This window comes from Vibrio sp., assembly GCF_050299255.1.
Taxonomy (GTDB): domain Bacteria; phylum Pseudomonadota; class Gammaproteobacteria; order Enterobacterales; family Vibrionaceae; genus Vibrio.
This window is the reverse complement of record NZ_JBNKVP010000005.1, coordinates 14,864-30,905: the sequence shown is the minus strand read 5'-3', so window position 1 is coordinate 30,905 and position 16,042 is coordinate 14,864. Positions and strand designations below refer to the sequence as shown.

Genomic DNA, 16,042 nt, shown 5'->3' with positions numbered 1-16,042 from the left:
GCTTGAAACTAGTCCAGGCCGAGTACTTTTTTAACGGGTTTGAAACTTTTGCGATGCTGCTCGATCACCCCATATTGCTCAATAGCGGCAAAATGCGCCTTGGTTGGATAACCTTTATGCTGGCCAAATCCATACTGGGGATGCAGTGCATCCAACTGGTTCATTTCCTGGTCACGCACCACCTTGGCGATGATGGAGGCGGCGCTGATTTCCGCCACCCGCAAATCCCCTTTGACTACGGCATGGGCATCCATGGCCAGTTGCGGGGTCCGGTTGCCGTCGATCAGCGCCAGATCGGGCTGAACGGACAAGCCTGCGATCGCACGCTGCATGGCGACCATAGTGGCCTGCAGTATATTCAGTTCATCGATCTCGGCAGGGCTGCAGCGGCCCACCGACCAGGCCAGCGCTTTGGCCTGTATTTCAGGAAACAGTGCCAGACGTTTTTTTTCCGACAGCTTTTTAGAATCAGTTAAACCTTCAATCGGCTGATTAGGATCCAGGATCACTGCGGCAGTCACCACATCACCGACTAGCGGCCCCCGGCCGACTTCATCCACACCGGCGATCAGCTGATAGCCTACCGGATAGTCAAAAGGAGCCAGTTCTGCTTTGTTATTATTCATGCGGTTTTCTCTTCTGCGACCAGATTTAACACGGCATCGGCCGCTTGCTGGTCGGCGTTTTTACGAATCCAGTGATGCATTTCGGTAAACTTGTCGATCATCGCGCTCATATCATCCTCGAGCAGATGACACACTTCCTGATACAGGTTGTCTACCGTGCAGTCATCCTGCAGAAACTCTTTGACCAGTGGCTCATCGGCCAGAATATTGGGCAGCGAAACATACTTGGTTTTCAGCATCCGCTTGGCCAGAAACGCGGTGATGGCGTTGACTTTGTAGCCCACTACCATCGGCCGTTTGAGCAGCATGCACTCCAGCGCCACCGTGCCCGAGGCGAGCATCACCACGCTCGAAGCGCTGATCACGTCGCGGGCGGTATCGTCCACCAGCACAAAGTTAAGCTCCGGAGCCGTCGCCTGCCACACTTGTTCAAACTGCTGCCGCCGTTTCTGATTGACCAGAGCCACCACAAAACCTAAATCCGGGTAGGTCTGCTGCAATTTCTGGCAGGTTCGGATAAAAGGTTCCGCCAGCAGTTTCATTTCTCCCCCCCGGCTACCGGGCAGCACGGCCAGCCAGCGCTTGTTGCCATCCAGCCCTAAGCGGGCTTGCGCTTCAGCCTGGTCAGACTGGAGCGGGATAGCATCGGCCAGGGTATGGCCGACGAATTCGCACGGCACGTTAAACCGGTCATAAAAGGCCTTTTCAAACGGCAGGAAGGCCAGCACCAGGTTAGTAGCGGCGGCAATTTTAAAAATTCGTTTTTGTCGCCAGGCCCAGACTGACGGGCTGACATAATGAACGGTTTTAATCCCCGCCTGTTTAAGGTCGAGCTCCAGGCGCAAATTGAAATCCGGCGCATCAATGCCGATAAACACATCCGGCGGCTGACGGGTAAAGTGGGCCACCAGCTCCGCTTTGACTTTCAACAGCCGCGGCAGCCGACCCAATACTTCGACTAACCCCATCACCGCCAGCTCTTCCATATCGAACAGCGACTGACAGCCCAGCGCCTGCATTTTCGGCCCGCCGATGCCGACGAATTCCGCATCGGGGTAACGCTGACGGATAGCTTTAATCAGCCCTTCCCCGAGTGTATCACCGGACAGCTCTCCGACGACAATGCCAATTCGTAGTGGTTTCTGCATAGCTAGTTCTCTGTGTTGATTGAGCAGTCTGATGATGCTCTCAGGCCGGTGATAAAACAGAAAAAGATCGCCCCGAAAGGAAGCGATCTTTTACACACTCGTTACCGCCAAAAATTAACGGATAATGCCACGCTCGGAGTTCTCCAGCATGTCGACAAAGCGACCAACAGACGGCCACTCTTGCGCCATCTGTTTCAATACCGGCAGCACTTCGGCCATGGTATTCCCGGAGCGGTAGATCTCTTTATAGGCTTTACGCAGCGCGCGTAATTCCGGTTTCTCAAATCCGTTGCGCTGCAGGCCAACCAGGTTGAGACCAAATGGTGTGGCATGGTTACCTTGCGCCAACACGTAAGGCGGTACATCCTGCACAACGGCAGAGCAGCCGCCGATGTAAGCGAACGCGCCTACGGTACAGAATGGATGAATGGCCGACAACGCCATCACACCCGCGTGATCTTCCACCGTCACATGACCGCCCAGAATCGAGTTATTACCGATGTGGGTGTGGTTGCCGACAATAACATCGTGGGCAATATGAGCGTTAACACACAGCAGGTTGTCATCACCAATTACGGTTTGAGCTTTGTCCTGCACGGTGCCGCGATGGATCTGCACGCTCTCGCGAATGACGTTACGATCGCCGATGATCACCTTGGTATCTTCGCCGCCGTATTTCTTGTCCTGGTTCTCTTCACCGACAATGGCAAACGGGAAGATGCGGTTATCGCAGCCGATCACCGTATGTCCTTTGATCACCACGTGCGACATCACTTCCGTTCCGGCACCGATCTCTACGTTGCCGGTAATGTAGCTGAACGGGCCGACGGTGACATTAGCACCAATAACCGCCCCTTCTTCCACCACCGCACTCGGGTGGATTTGAGCCGTTTCATGAATCATATTAAAACTCTCGACGAGCACATTTCAGTTCGGCGGAGCACACCACTTCGCCATCAACTTTTGCAACGCCGTTGAATGCGGCGATACCACGACGCTCTTTGATAAATTCTACTTCAATGATCAGTTGATCGCCTGGTGTCACTGGCTTACGGAATTTCGCGCCGTCTACACTAGCGAAATAGTATAGTTCGTTTTCCGTCGGGGCACCGAAAGACTTAAATGCCAGCAGGCCGGTCGCCTGAGCCATCGCTTCCAGAATCAGCACCCCCGGAAAAACCGGTAGTTGCGGGAAATGACCGGTGAACTGAGGCTCATTGACAGATACGTTTTTGATCGCTTTCAGGTATTTTTCTTCCTGAAAATCAGTCACACGATCGATCAACAGGAACGGGTAGCGATGCGGCAGCAGTTCCTGAATTTCAGTGATATCCATCGTTTTCTTGTCAGTAGTCAAAGTCATATTCCTATCGTCTTTCAAAATTAATATTGCGCGCATTATAGAAGAAAAAGACTCGCACGGCGCGAGTCTTGGCAACAAATCTGGAATTAAGATTCCAGCTTCTTCTCGACCGCTTTCAGGCGTTTGTTCATCTCGTCAATGCGATGAACACGGGTGGCGGTTTTTCGCCACTCTTTGTTGGTCTGGAGTGGGATCCCCGAAGAGTAGACGCCTTTTTCTTCGATGCTGCGCATCACCATTCCCATTCCGGTTATGGTGACACCGTCGGCGATTTCGATGTGACCATTAATTACGGTCGCTCCGCCAATTATGCAGTACTTACCGATCCGGGTACTGCCGGCGATGATTGTACCTCCAGCGAGCGCGCTACCATATCCGATGTGCACGTTATGGGCGATTTGCAACTGGTTGTCGATGATTACATTGTCTTCGATCACCGTATCGTCGAGAGCGCCGCGATCGATAGTGGTACAAGCGCCGATTTCAACCCGGTTACCGATCCGGACGCTGCCGATCTGGGGAATTTTAATCCACTCGCCCTGCTCATTGGCGTAACCGAAACCGTCCGAACCGATCACAGCGTTGGCCTGCACTAAACAGTCGCTGCCAATTTGTACCTGATGATAGACACTGACGTTCGCCCACAGTTTAGTGTTGGCACCAATAGTGGCCTGTTTACCGATAAAACAGCCAGCACCGACGACCACGTTGTCCCCCAGGGTTACCCCTGACTCGATCACCGCATTGGCGCCGATGGCGACGTTTTCCCCCAGCACCGCGTCAGCCGCGATCACCGCCGAAGGGGCGATCTGCTGCGCCGGGCTTGGTGTGGTGTCCAGCGCCTGTGCAACCTTGGCAAAAGCCACATAAGGGTCTTTTACCACCAGGACATTGCCCTGACAAAATTCACGCTGGTCAGCCTTGATCATCACCACGCTGGCGCGGCACTGGTCAAGATGCTTGACGTATTTTGGGTTGGACAAAAAGGTAACATCACCTGTTTGAGCTTTATCCATAGGTGCGACTTGGTTTACGGTCGCTTCAGGATCGCCAAACAGCTCTCCGCCGGTAATGGTAGCCAGTTCGGCTAAGGTCAGTACTGCCATGGTCAATTATTTTAATTCTTTGATTACTAGTTCAGAGATATTGTCTTCTGGTTTGCCGTATTGCATCGCCTGAGTGTCTACGATCATGTCATAGCCTTCGCGCTCAGCAACTTTTTTCACAGCGTCCTGGATAAGCGCAAACAGCTTCTGCTGCTCTTCCGCTTCACGACGAGCACGCGCTTTTTCAAATGCTTGTGCTTTCACTTTGTACTTGCTGTCCAGTTCACCGATTTCAATACGCAGTTTTTCAACTTCTTCAGGGCCCAGTAGCTCGCCGTCACGCTGCAGCTTTTCAATTTTTTGCTGAGCGTTGGCCTGAATTTTCTGAATTTCCGCTGCCTTGTCTTTAAAGTCTTCCTGCATTTTCTGCAGCACGACTTCACGCTGAGGTAAGGTCTGGAATACCTGAGCAGTGTTGATATAGCCGACATTCTGCGCTGCATTGGCCGCAGTCGCCATCATAGAAGAGCTCAGTACAGCCAGGCTAAGACCGGCAGCTTTAAGAAATTTATTCACAAGTTTGTTCCTCATACTAGAAAGTTTGGCCGATGGTGAATGTGAAGAATTCTTCTTCGTCACCTTCAAATTTCTTGATCGGTCTCGACAGTGAGAACACCAAAGGTCCCATCGGTGACATCCACTGCAACGCCACACCGGCCGATGCCCGGAAATTAGTCGGATCCGAGTAATCGTAATAATATTGCTGGCCATAAGCCGCACCAGATTCGCGATAATCAAATTCGGTATCGAACACGCTGGCGGCGTCAACGAACAGACTGGTGCGGATCTGACGACGGAATTCTTCCGCTGCAAATGGCGTTGGAATGATCAGCTCCATGCTGGTCAGCCAGATCGCATTACCACCAACCGAATCTTTGGTCGCAGTATCGACGCCATTGTTTGAACCTGAGTAATCACGATACACCGCTTTAGGACCCGCCGTGTTGGAGCGGAAGCCTCGCAGCGTGGTGAAACCACCGGCATAAAAGTTTTCATAAAACGGCAACAGGTTGTCATTGCCGTCAGTTTTGCCATAGCCGTTACCGTAGCCCAGACGGCCACGTAGCAGCAAGGCAAAGTCATGGCTTTCCGTTACCGGGAAGTACTGACGCACGTCGTACTGCATTTTGAAGTACTGTACATCAGATCCGGGTACCGTCATTTTGTAGTACGCAGACTGGTAATTACCAGCGGTTGGGAAAATACCACGGTTCAGATTGTTACGTGTCCAGGACAGGTTAATATCGAACTCATTGGTTATGACATCACTGGCCCCACAGCGGTTCACACTACAGAGGAATTTTTCAATCTGCTGATACGGTTTCAGGTTACCGATATCGTTGTGTGTATAACCTACGCCGAAATCGAACCGGTTAAGTTCATCGAACGGGAAACCCCAGGTCAGACTGGTACCGTAACTCTCATTGGTATAGTCAACGATACCGGCTTCCTTCGCTTCAAATTCGTTGTAGAACACTTTACCACCCAGACTGACACCATCGATGGTCCAGTAAGGATCACGATAATCCAGACTGATGTTCTTCTGGTATTTGTTGGTCATGGCGCTGATACCGACCCGATTACCAGAACCGACAAAGTTATCCTGCTGCAATCCCACCTGGAAACTCAGACCCGATTCGGTACCATAACCGACACCGAAGTTAACGCTACCTGAGTTGGCTTCTTTAACGTTATAGACCAGATCCACCTGGTCTTCGCTGCCTGGTACTCGCACTGTCTGTACATCAACCGTCTCGAAGAAACCAAGCCTGTCCAGTCGCTCTTTACCGGTATCGATGGATTTGGAGTTCAACCAGCTCCCTTCCATCTGACGCAGTTCACGACGCAGTACTTCATCCCGAGTGCTGTTGTTTCCGGTGAAACGAATATCCCGTACATAGATTCGGTTGCCCGGCTCAACACTCACCACCAGCGAAACCTGTTGGTTTTCATCGTCAAAGTCCGGGAAGGTACGAACTTCTGGGTAGGCGTAGCCCGCTTCTCCCAGGATGCGCTTGATATCTTCTTCCAACTGGGTCACTGACGAACCGTTGTAAGTATCACCGGCTTTAAACGGCACCAGTTCGTTAAATTGCTGCTGCTGACCAATCAAATCACCGCGGAACTTAACGTCCTTGACGGTATAGGGTTCGCCTTCATCTACCCCGAGGGTGATGTAGACGCCTTTCTTATCCGGTGAGATAGATACTTGGGTCGATTGCACCTGAAACTTCAGATAGCCTCGATCCAGATAAAATGATTTCAGCGCTTCAATGTCGCCAGCCAGCACCTGTTTCTGGTACTTGTCATCAGACAGGAAGTTCCACCAGGCAACATCGACATTCAGCTGAAAACGATCCAGCAGCTGCTCGTCGCTGAACACTTCGTTACCGATAAAATTGATCTGCTGGATCTTAGCCGAAACGCCTTCGGTAAAGACAAACTTCAAATCTGAACGGTTACGCGGTAAGGGAGTCACGACAGCTTGCACGGTCGCGTTGTATTTACCGACGCTGTAGTAAAAGTCTTCCAGGCCTTTTTCAATGCCCGACAAACTGGTTCGGTCGAGCGCTTCACCAACCCGAATGCCAGAAGCGTCCAGGTTCTGCTGTAGCTGCTCTTCTTTGATTGCCTTGTTACCTGAAAAAGAGATACTGGCGATGGTTGGGCGCTCTTGCACCTGAACCACCAGTACGTCGCCATCTCGCAACACTTCAATATTTTCAAAGTTACCCGACCCGTACAAGGCGCGAATGATTTCCGCCACGTCCTGGCTGTCGACTGTGTCACCAATGCGAACTGGCATTTTCAGCAAAGCAGCCCCCAGCGCTACTCGCTGCAAGCCTTCGATCTTTATGTCCTGAACGACAAAATTTTCAGCACTATTGGCACTAAAGCTCGAAGCTAGTAGCGTGGCGAGCAGAATTTTTTTCATTGCCATATTTGTTTGAATTATTCCTTACTTCTACCTTGAGCCTTATTATTTAAAGGCGGGCGAAATCGTTAAACAGTGCGACCAACATCAGAGAAAAAATTATCGCGCCACCAATGCGATAGCCTATCTCCTGGATTTTATCAGGCACCGGACGCCTGATGACGGCTTCTATCGCGTAAAACATCAGGTGACCGCCATCTAACATCGGCAGAGGTACCAGGTTGATGATACCCAGATTAACACTGATCAATGCCAGGAAGCCGAGGAAATAGACCAGGCCGTAATCGGCGGTCGTTCCGGCTCCTTTGGCAATCGAAATCGGGCCACTGAGATTATCTAAACCGACATCACCAACAATCAGTTTTTTCAGCATTGTGATGGTCAAACCAATCACCTGGCCGGTCTTATCTATCGCTTTTCCGATTGATTCAAATACACCAAATTGCAGTTCGAATCGATAACTTTGCGGCCATTCTGCGACTTCAGGAGCGATTCCGGCAAATCCTATCACCTTGCCATCCGGCCCATTACGTAAGCCAGGGACCAGGGTCAAGGTTAACACTTCACCATCGCGCTCAACCTGCATGGGTATCGACTGTTCCGGGTGGGTCTGAATTAATTCCACCACCTGCTTCCAGCTGGTAATCTCATCATCGAACGCGCCAATCAACCGGTCTCCGACCTGTAACCCAGCCGCTTCACCGGCAGAGCCATCAGCCACACTGATTAATCGTGTCGAGATTTCCGGTGCAAACGGAGTAAAGCCCAGCGAAGTAAACGCTGACTCTTTTTCCGGGTCGAAACGCCATTGTGACAAGTTCATCACTTTGGTTTGCTCAATCCCGAATTCGTCTACCGGCGCTACCGTGACGCGCATCTGCGGGTCACCTATATGGGCGATTACCCCCATATTGACCGATTCCCAGTCCGGTGTTTTGACGCCGTCGATCGACTTTAGTTCCATCCCGGGCTGTAATCCGGCTTCGGCAGCAATAGAGGCAGGCGCCACTTCGCCAATAACCGGCTTGACTGCCGGCACACCGATCAGAAAAACCAGCCAGTACGCGACGATCGCAAACAGAAAATTAAATACCGGCCCCGCCGCCACTATGGCGGTGCGTTTCCAGAGCGGCTTTTTATCGAACGCAAATTGCTGTTCTTGCGGGGAGACCTCGCCTTCCCGGCCATCAAGCATCTTAACGTAGCCACCAAGCGGGATCACCGACAAACTGTATTCAGTACCGTCTTTACCGGTACGATTCCAGATCGACTTACCAAAGCCGATGGAAAACTTCTCTACTTTGACGCCGCAGCGACGTGCGACCCAGAAATGGCCGAATTCATGTACGGCCACCAACAGGCCTAATGCAATCAAGAATGCGGCGAAATTCCACAAGAAACCGGTCATAGTGAACACTCACTTATCAATGCTTGGGCAATATTCCTAGCCATTTTATCCACCTCAAGCAGGCTTTCCAAGTCATAGACCTGACGTTGACTATGCTCGGCACAAACGCTATTAACAACTTTCTCATTAAGTTTAGCAATCTCTGTAAAACCCAGCTGTCGGTTGAGAAATGCCGCAACGGCGACTTCATTCGCCGCATTGAGGGACGTCGTGGCGTGCTGGCCTTCATAACAGGCATCCATAGCCAGTCTGAGGCAAGGGTAACGGGCAAAGTCCACATCGAGGAAAGTCAGCTGAGCCAGTTTGGTAAAGTCCAACGCTGCCACACCGGACTGAATACGTTCAGGATAAGACATGGTCAGCGCGATCGGCGTCGCCATATCCGGTTCCCCCAACTGGGCAATCACAGAACCGTCCTGGTACTGGACCATGGAGTGGATCACTGACTGGGGGTGGATCAACACCTTGAGCTGGGTTTTGCTGGTATTAAACAACCAGCGGGCTTCGATGTATTCCAGCCCTTTGTTCATCATGGTGGCCGAGTCGACGGATATCTTGGGCCCCATCGACCAGTTAGGATGGGCGATCGCCTGCTCGGGGGTGACACTGTCGAGCTGGGCGATATCGCTGTAACGAAATGGACCGCCGGAACCGGTCAGTAGAATATGTTCTATACCATGGCCGGCTAAATCACAGTGACCCAGGCGGGTCTGAATGGTTTCCGGCAGACACTGGAAGATCGCATTGTGTTCACTGTCGACCGGCATCAGCTCTGCGCCATGCTGCTGCACTGCGTCCATAAACAGCTGACCGGACATCACCAGTGCTTCCTTATTTGCCAGCAGCACTCGCTTACCGGCTTTCACCGCCGCCATGGTTGGCAACAAGCCTGCAGCACCAACCACTGCTGCCATTACTGTGTCAACTTCATTGAATTCAGCCACGTGGCACATCGCGTCCACGCCAGCCAACACTTTGACAGATTGCGCTAGTGCACCCAGTCGCTGCTGTAGATCCTGCGCAGCATCCTTATCGGCCATCACCGCATATTGAGGCTGCCACTGCAGGCACAACTGGTACATTTTATCGACATTACTGCCGGCAGCTAATGCAACTACCTGAAACTTATCCGGGTTCTGTTCGACCACTCGTAGAGTGCTGGCTCCTATCGAGCCGGTCGCACCGAGAATTGTTAACTTACGCATAGCAAAGGACCATGACAATTTGGGCAAGCCTAGGCTTGCCCAACATTTTTAAAATACCAAATACAGCAAGGTGAAGACGGGGAAGGCCGCGGTCAGGCTATCGATTCTGTCTAAGACGCCACCATGACCCGGAATAATATTACTGCTGTCTTTTATACCGGATTCCCGTTTAAACATACTCTCCACCAAATCTCCCATCACCGACACCACTACAGTGATCAGTGTACTGATGATCATCACCAGCGAACTGGAGAAATGAATATTAAACCAATCTGCAAACAGCAGCGCGACCAAAATAGCCGCAATGACACCGCCAATAAGCCCTTCAATCGTTTTGTTGGGGCTGACCTGCGGAGCCATCTTGCGTTTACCCAGCGTCTTACCGGCGAAGTACGCTCCGCTGTCGGCGGCCCAGACGATCAGGCAGACAAACAGTACCAGTTTTGCGCCGTGATACGGATCGCTGTCGAAACCTTCGGCACGCAGCAGTAAAACACTCCAGAAAAACGGCAATAGCGTAAGCAGGCCAAATAACTGCTTCAGTAACTTAGAATGCTGCCAGTACTGGCTGGACTTAGGGTATGAAATCGCCAGTAAACTGGATATCGCCCACCAGGCTGCACCAATCAGTAATACTATCCAGTGACCAGGCTGCACCAGCGTCTCTGCGGCAGTATCCAAAGACATTAATGCGACGCTTAACGCTCCAACCAGCACCGCGGGCAACAATGCCAGCAGCCGGGACTGGCTATCGACAAATTGGGTCCACTCCCAGAAACCCAATAAGGTAACCATCGCCAGAGTGGCACTAAACCAAGCCATTGGCAGTTCAAAGATAGCGAGAATGACAAGCGGTGCCAGAATCAACGCGGTGATAATTCTTTGCTTCAAACTAGAGAATCCTTTTTTATTCTTCCATCAGGGTTTTTATCTGTTCTCCGGTACAACCGAACCGACGCTCCCGGTTGACATACCAAGTCACGGCTTCAATCAGGGCTTCCTGATTAAAATCGGGCCACAGGGTTGGGGTAAAGTACATCTCAGCATAGGCTAATTGCCACAACATGAAATTGCTGATGCGACTTTCGCCACTGGTCCGGATCAGCAGATCGACCTCCGGAAGATCTGCCATGGTCAGGTGCTGAGTAATAAGCGCCTCATCGATAGCGCCGGGTTCAATCTCACCAGACTTCACTTTGGCCGCTATTTGTTGTGTGGCCTGAGTAATATCCCATTTACCACCGTAGTTGGCGGCGATGTTCACCACCATGCCGGTATTAGTGGCGGTTTTTTGCTCTGCCTGAGCAATTTTGTTACGTAATCGCTGACTAAAACGAGCAGTGTCGCCTATCACTCTCAAACGCAGATTATTTTTATCCAGTCGTTTCACTTCGCTGGATAGTACTGTAATAAACAGCTCCATCAGCATACCGACTTCTTCTTCAGGACGACGCCAGTTTTCACTGCTGAACGCAAACAGTGTGACCGCTTGAATGCCTAACTTGGCGGCGCTGGAAATGGTTTTTCGTACCGCAGCCACGCCATGTTTATGACCAAAGACCCGCGGTTTACCCTGCGCTTTAGCCCAACGGCCATTGCCATCCATGATAATCGCGATATGTTTTGGCAACACTTGTGGAGACAGTAGAGAATTTTGCATAAGAGGTATGGGAGATTACAAACAGGGGACAAAGAGTAGCATAAAAAAACGCTGTGCTGTCAGCACAGCGCTTAGATTAAGCAGAGATTAAAAGGAATTAGACTTCCATCAACTCTTTTTCTTTCGCAGCCAATGCTTCGTCAACTTTCTTGACTGCAGCATCGGTGATCTTTTGAATTTCGTCTTGAGCTTTACGGTCTTCGTCTTCTGAAATTTCTTTATCTTTCAACAAGGCTTTCAGATCGCTGTTGGCGTCACGACGGATATTACGGATCGCCACACGACCGCTTTCGGCTTCACCACGGACGATTTTAACCAGGTCCTTACGACGTTCTTCTGTCAGCGGAGGCAGTGGCACACGAATGACGGTACCAGCAGACATAGGGTTCAGACCCAGGTCAGACTGCATAATGGCTTTTTCAACTTTAGGTGCCAGCTCTTTATCAAACACAGTAATTGCCAGGGTACGAGCGTCTTCTGCCACTACGTTAGCAACCTGGTTCAACGGAGTAGCTGCACCGTAGTATTCCACGTTAATACCTGACAGCAGGCTTGGGTGAGCACGACCGGTACGCACTTTAGACAGGGTATTTTTCAGCGCTTCAACACTTTTGTCCATGCGCTCTTGCGCGCTCTGTTTGATTTCGTTAATCACATTATCACCTTAATAAGCAATTCTTTTTAAAATGGTGTCTTAGCCAAACGTTCGGCTAACCCTGCGATGCGGTATCACAGGGTCGTAAACTTATTCGCCGTTGTTGATCAAGGTGCCTTCTGCTTCACCCATCACCACGCGACGTAACGAGCCAGGCTTATTCATATTGAAAACACGGATTGGCATTTTATGATCACGAGCCAGGGTAAAGGCCGCCAAATCCATAACTTTCAACTCCTTGTCCAGCACTTCGTTGTAAGTGAGCTTATCATACAGCTCTGCGTCTGGGTTGGCTACTGGATCTGCGGAGAACACACCGTCAACTTTCGTCGCTTTGAGTACCACATCCGCTTCAATTTCGATGCCACGCAGACACGCAGCAGAATCGGTAGTAAAGAATGGGTTACCTGTGCCCGCAGAGAAAATCACCACGCGGCCCTGGCGCAATTCGCGAATCGCATCCGCCCAATTGTAGTCGTCACACACGCCTTTAAGCGGAATTGCCGACATCACGCGGGCATTGACATAAGCACGGTGCAGCGCATCACGCATCGCCAGCCCGTTCATTACAGTGGCCAGCATCCCCATGTGGTCACCGACGACACGGTTCATACCGGCTTCAGCCAGGCCTGCCCCACGGAACAGGTTGCCGCCACCAATGACCACGCCCACCTGAACGCCCAGTTCAACCAGTTCTTTTACTTCTTGCGCCATGCGATCCAGAATCGCCGGGTCAATACCAAAACCTTCATTGCCTTGCAGCGCTTCACCACTCAGTTTCAATAGAATACGTTGATAAGCTGGTTTAGGGTTCGTAGTCATGGAGTTTACCTTCCAAACAGAGTTAATGATTAACAGTCATGAATAAAGGCTGAGACATAACCAGTCTTTATGCATCACGGCTAATTTGCTCAGCCAGTCATAAAAAGACCGCAGCCAAGGCCACGGTCTAATATGTAAACAACTTTGCGAAAGATTAACCTTTCTGCGCCGCTGCAACTTCGTCAGCGAAGCTCATTTGCTCGCCTTTGTCGATGCCTTCACCAACTTCCAGACGAACAAAGTTTGAAACTGATGCGCCACGCTCTTTCAGGATCTCGCCTACAGATTTCTTAGGTTCCATAACGAACGCTTGACCAGTCAGAGAGATTTCGCCGGTGAATTTCTTCATGCGGCCAACAACCATCTTCTTAGCGATTTCTTCAGGCTTACCTTCGTTCATTGCGATTTCAACCTGAACCGCTTCTTCTTTAGCAACTACGTCAGCTGGTACGTCTTCTGGGTTAACGTACTCAGGACGAGAAGCTGCAACGTGCATTGCAACGTGCTTCAGAGTTTCTGCGTCGCCTTCACCGGCAACAACAACACCGATTTTCTCACCGTGACGGTAAGAAGCCAGAGCAGCGCCTTCTACGTACTCAACGCGACGGATGTTGATGTTTTCACCGATTTTCGCAACCAGAGCGATACGCTCTTCTTCGAATTTAGCTTGAAGCTCTTCAACAGTCGCTTTAGAAGCAGCCGCTTCTTCAGCTACTTTTTCTGCGAATGCAGTGAAGTTAGCGTCTTTAGCTACGAAGTCAGTTTGGCAGTTAACTTCAACCAGAGCAGCTACACCATCAGCATCTTTGATGATGATTGCGCCTTCAGCAGCAACGTTACCCGCTTTTTTAGCCGCTTTAGCAGCGCCGCTTTTACGCATGTTTTCAATTGCCAGCTCGATGTCGCCGTTAGTTTCAACCAGCGCCTTCTTACATTCCATCATACCTGCGCCAGTACGGTCGCGCAGTTCTTTAACCAGAGCAGCAGTAACAGCCATTCTCTTTTCCTCAGTTAATTCTGAATTTGGTAAAAAACAGGGGCCTACATTATCGGCCCCTGTTACTAACTATAACTCAGTTCGTATGACATTTAGGCTTCAACACGAACCAAGTGTGACACAGAGCCGCTATTATTCAGCTTCTACGAAACCGTCTTTTTCAGCCGCTGCCGCTGCTGCTACATCTTTGTTACGACCTTCGCTAACGGCAGATGCAGCTGCGTTCAGGTACAGTTGAACTGCACGGATTGCATCGTCGTTACCAGGGATGATGTAGTCAACGCCGTCTGGGTTAGAGTTAGTATCTACCACAGCGTATACTGGGATACCCAGGTTGTTTGCTTCTTTAACCGCGATGTGCTCGTGATCAGCGTCGATAACAAACAGTGCGTCAGGCAGGCCGCCCATGTCTTTGATACCACCAAGAGACTTCTCTAGCTTCTCCATTTCACGAGTACGCATCAGAGCTTCTTTCTTGGTCAGTTTGTCGAAAGTACCGTCTTGAGACTGAGCTTCAAGATCTTTCAGACGTTTGATTGACTGGCGAACAGTTTTGTAGTTAGTCAGCATACCGCCTAACCAGCGGTTGTTAACGTAGAATTGGTTGCTTGCAATAGCAGCTTCTTTAACAGCTTCAGATGCAGCGCGTTTAGTACCTACGAAAAGAACTTTACCTTTTTTCTCGCCAACTTTTTGCAGCTCAGCCAGAGCTTCGTTGAACATAGGAACAGTTTTTTCCAGGTTGATGATGTGAACGCGGTTACGAGCACCAAAGATGAATGGCTTCATTTTTGGGTTCCAGTAACGAGTTTGGTGACCGAAGTGAACACCAGCTTTCAGCATATCGCGCATTGATACAGTTGCCATTTTAAAATCCTCTATGGGGTTAGGCCTCCACATTTCCCATGAATCCGACCCTAGTTATCACTGGGCACCCCGGAACACGTGTCGAAATGTGTGTGATTTAAAGATATAAGTTAATGGACCGAACCCTGTTTCGCCATCAGATGAAGAAAACAGACCTCGTATCCGGCGCGCTTTATACCATATTTGACCGGTAAATTACCAGAAAAAATTGGTCAGGCAGGCCTGCAACCTGCCATGCTTAACTCAATGACGATCAGCTACTGGCGTGTCCGCGCAGGTAACACTCGTACACTTTAGTCGTTGTTCCTGCTAGAATGCGCGCAATGCCAGTGAGGTACGCAATAAAATTTTAGTAGAGAAAGTTCATGACCATCAAAATTAAGACAGCTGAAGAAATCGAACGTATGCGCATAGCCGGCCGTTTGGCCGCCGAGGTTCTGGAAATGATTGAGCCGCATGTGAAAGAAGGTGTCACCACCGACGAACTGAACCAGCTCTGCCACGACTATGCGTTAGAAAGAGGTGCGTACTCGGCACCACTCGACTACCACGGTTTTCCGAAATCGATCTGTACCTCGATCAACCACATCGTCTGCCACGGCATTCCGGCAGCAGCGGATGAAATCGGCTCAAACGGTCAGCTAAAACCTGCGGTACTGAAAAATGGCGATATCGTCAATATCAATGTCACGGTCATCGTACCAAATGATGACAATGCCGATCTGTCCACTCGCCCGGATGGCTATCACGGCGATACCTCAAAAATGTTCCTGGTTGGCGATGTCAACCCGGCCGACAAACGTCTGTGTATGGTGGCTCAGGAAGCGCTGTATGTCGGGATGCGCAAAGTCAAACCGGGCGCGACAGTGGGCGATATCGGCAGCGCGATAGAGAAGTACATCAAGGAAAACAATAAGAAAAACCCACGCAATAAGTTTTCCATCGTGCGCGATTTTTGCGGCCATGGTATCGGTGACGAATTCCACGAAGAGCCGCAAGTGGTGCACTACAAAAACCACGATCGCCGCGTGTTGAAAGAAGGCATGTGTTTCACCATCGAACCTATGATCAATGCCGGCAAATTCGGTTGTAGCGTCGACGCCGCCGATAACTGGACTGTCTATACCGGCGACGGCAAAAACTCAGCCCAGTGGGAACACACTATAGTGGTCACCAAAAACGGCTGTGAAGTGCTGACCCTGCGCGGCGAAGAATCCATTCCCCGCCAGATGAACAACGCTTAACTCTTG

The 16,042-nt window shown here is 50.6% G+C and carries 16 protein-coding genes; 1 reads left to right on the top strand and 15 read right to left on the bottom strand.

Annotated features, from left to right (window positions below):
- Positions 1-8: 8 nt before the first annotated feature.
- The 15 genes from rnhB to rpsB all read right to left on the bottom strand — a co-directional run bounded on the left by rnhB (position 9) and on the right by rpsB (position 14,792).
- Positions 9-626 carry a ribonuclease HII gene (rnhB, locus tag ACQY6F_RS03230; protein ID WP_428772141.1) on the bottom strand — a complete coding sequence of 206 codons (618 nt, stop codon included), beginning with the start codon at positions 624-626 and terminating at the stop codon, positions 9-11.
- A complete protein-coding gene (gene lpxB, locus ACQY6F_RS03225; RefSeq protein ID WP_428772140.1) occupies positions 623-1,774 on the bottom strand; it encodes a lipid-A-disaccharide synthase in 1,152 nt (383 codons plus the stop codon). The genes rnhB and lpxB overlap by 4 nt, the downstream gene beginning before the upstream one ends.
- 114 nt (positions 1,775-1,888) lie before the next feature.
- Positions 1,889-2,677: an acyl-ACP--UDP-N-acetylglucosamine O-acyltransferase gene (gene lpxA / locus ACQY6F_RS03220; protein ID WP_428772139.1), complete on the bottom strand. Its 789-nt coding sequence runs from the start codon at positions 2,675-2,677 to the stop codon at positions 1,889-1,891.
- A 1-nt stretch (position 2,678) separates the two neighbouring features.
- Complete coding sequence (gene fabZ, locus ACQY6F_RS03215) at positions 2,679-3,131, bottom strand: 3-hydroxyacyl-ACP dehydratase FabZ (RefSeq protein ID WP_428772214.1); 453 nt, start codon at positions 3,129-3,131, stop codon at positions 2,679-2,681.
- Between the two features lie 92 nt (positions 3,132-3,223).
- Positions 3,224-4,243, bottom strand: a complete 1,020-nt coding sequence (lpxD, locus tag ACQY6F_RS03210; protein ID WP_428772138.1) for a UDP-3-O-(3-hydroxymyristoyl)glucosamine N-acyltransferase — start codon at positions 4,241-4,243, stop codon at positions 3,224-3,226.
- A gap of 6 nt (positions 4,244-4,249) precedes the next feature.
- Positions 4,250-4,774 (bottom strand): OmpH family outer membrane protein, encoded by a 525-nt coding sequence (locus ACQY6F_RS03205; protein ID WP_428772137.1) that lies wholly within the window; start codon positions 4,772-4,774, stop codon positions 4,250-4,252.
- A 1-nt stretch (position 4,775) separates the two neighbouring features.
- Positions 4,776-7,184 (bottom strand): outer membrane protein assembly factor BamA, encoded by a 2,409-nt coding sequence (gene bamA, locus ACQY6F_RS03200; protein WP_428772136.1) that lies wholly within the window; start codon positions 7,182-7,184, stop codon positions 4,776-4,778.
- A 43-nt stretch (positions 7,185-7,227) separates the two neighbouring features.
- A complete protein-coding gene (rseP, locus tag ACQY6F_RS03195) occupies positions 7,228-8,586 on the bottom strand; it encodes a sigma E protease regulator RseP (RefSeq protein ID WP_428772135.1) in 1,359 nt (452 codons plus the stop codon).
- On the bottom strand, positions 8,583-9,791 hold the full coding sequence (ispC, locus tag ACQY6F_RS03190) for a 1-deoxy-D-xylulose-5-phosphate reductoisomerase (protein ID WP_428772134.1): 1,209 nt from the start codon (positions 9,789-9,791) through the stop codon (positions 8,583-8,585). The genes rseP and ispC overlap by 4 nt, the downstream gene beginning before the upstream one ends.
- A gap of 48 nt (positions 9,792-9,839) precedes the next feature.
- Positions 9,840-10,682, bottom strand: coding sequence for a phosphatidate cytidylyltransferase (locus ACQY6F_RS03185; protein ID WP_428772133.1), 843 nt, complete (start codon positions 10,680-10,682; stop codon positions 9,840-9,842).
- A 16-nt stretch (positions 10,683-10,698) separates the two neighbouring features.
- The gene (locus ACQY6F_RS03180; protein WP_428772132.1) at positions 10,699-11,451 is read right to left on the bottom strand and encodes an isoprenyl transferase; all 753 of its coding nucleotides are present in this window, start codon (positions 11,449-11,451) and stop codon (positions 10,699-10,701) included.
- Between the two features lie 97 nt (positions 11,452-11,548).
- Positions 11,549-12,106, bottom strand: a complete 558-nt coding sequence (gene frr / locus ACQY6F_RS03175) for a ribosome recycling factor (protein WP_428772131.1) — start codon at positions 12,104-12,106, stop codon at positions 11,549-11,551.
- Positions 12,107-12,196: 90 nt separating this feature from the next.
- Entirely contained in the window at positions 12,197-12,928 is a 732-nt protein-coding gene (gene pyrH / locus ACQY6F_RS03170) for a UMP kinase (protein WP_428772130.1), read from the bottom strand.
- A 154-nt stretch (positions 12,929-13,082) separates the two neighbouring features.
- Positions 13,083-13,925: a translation elongation factor Ts gene (gene tsf, locus ACQY6F_RS03165; RefSeq protein ID WP_428772129.1), complete on the bottom strand. Its 843-nt coding sequence runs from the start codon at positions 13,923-13,925 to the stop codon at positions 13,083-13,085.
- 132 nt (positions 13,926-14,057) lie between these two features.
- Complete coding sequence (gene rpsB / locus ACQY6F_RS03160) at positions 14,058-14,792, bottom strand: 30S ribosomal protein S2 (protein ID WP_428772128.1); 735 nt, start codon at positions 14,790-14,792, stop codon at positions 14,058-14,060.
- Positions 14,793-15,157: 365 nt separating this feature from the next.
- Between rpsB and map the strand changes: the two genes are divergently transcribed.
- Positions 15,158-16,036 carry a type I methionyl aminopeptidase gene (map, locus tag ACQY6F_RS03155; protein ID WP_428772127.1) on the top strand — a complete coding sequence of 293 codons (879 nt, stop codon included), beginning with the start codon at positions 15,158-15,160 and terminating at the stop codon, positions 16,034-16,036.
- The last annotated feature ends 6 nt before the right edge of the window (positions 16,037-16,042 follow it).

What these genes read in the sequence shown, in the direction of transcription:
- map (WP_428772127.1), top strand. Translation starts at nt 15,158, where the DNA reads ATGACCATCAAAATTAAGACAGCTGAAGAAATCGAACGTATGCGCATA.
- rnhB (WP_428772141.1), bottom strand. Translation starts at nt 626, where the DNA reads ATGAATAATAACAAAGCAGAACTGGCTCCTTTTGACTATCCGGTAGGC.
- ACQY6F_RS03180 (WP_428772132.1), bottom strand. Translation starts at nt 11,451, where the DNA reads ATGCAAAATTCTCTACTGTCTCCACAAGTGTTGCCAAAACATATCGCG.
- ACQY6F_RS03205 (WP_428772137.1), bottom strand. Translation starts at nt 4,774, where the DNA reads ATGAGGAACAAACTTGTGAATAAATTTCTTAAAGCTGCCGGTCTTAGC.
- pyrH (WP_428772130.1), bottom strand. Translation starts at nt 12,928, where the DNA reads ATGACTACGAACCCTAAACCAGCTTATCAACGTATTCTATTGAAACTG.
- bamA (WP_428772136.1), bottom strand. Translation starts at nt 7,184, where the DNA reads ATGGCAATGAAAAAAATTCTGCTCGCCACGCTACTAGCTTCGAGCTTT.
- lpxA (WP_428772139.1), bottom strand. Translation starts at nt 2,677, where the DNA reads ATGATTCATGAAACGGCTCAAATCCACCCGAGTGCGGTGGTGGAAGAA.
- rpsB (WP_428772128.1), bottom strand. Translation starts at nt 14,792, where the DNA reads ATGGCAACTGTATCAATGCGCGATATGCTGAAAGCTGGTGTTCACTTC.
- lpxD (WP_428772138.1), bottom strand. Translation starts at nt 4,243, where the DNA reads ATGGCAGTACTGACCTTAGCCGAACTGGCTACCATTACCGGCGGAGAG.
- ispC (WP_428772134.1), bottom strand. Translation starts at nt 9,791, where the DNA reads ATGCGTAAGTTAACAATTCTCGGTGCGACCGGCTCGATAGGAGCCAGC.
- lpxB (WP_428772140.1), bottom strand. Translation starts at nt 1,774, where the DNA reads ATGCAGAAACCACTACGAATTGGCATTGTCGTCGGAGAGCTGTCCGGT.
- rseP (WP_428772135.1), bottom strand. Translation starts at nt 8,586, where the DNA reads ATGACCGGTTTCTTGTGGAATTTCGCCGCATTCTTGATTGCATTAGGC.
- tsf (WP_428772129.1), bottom strand. Translation starts at nt 13,925, where the DNA reads ATGGCTGTTACTGCTGCTCTGGTTAAAGAACTGCGCGACCGTACTGGC.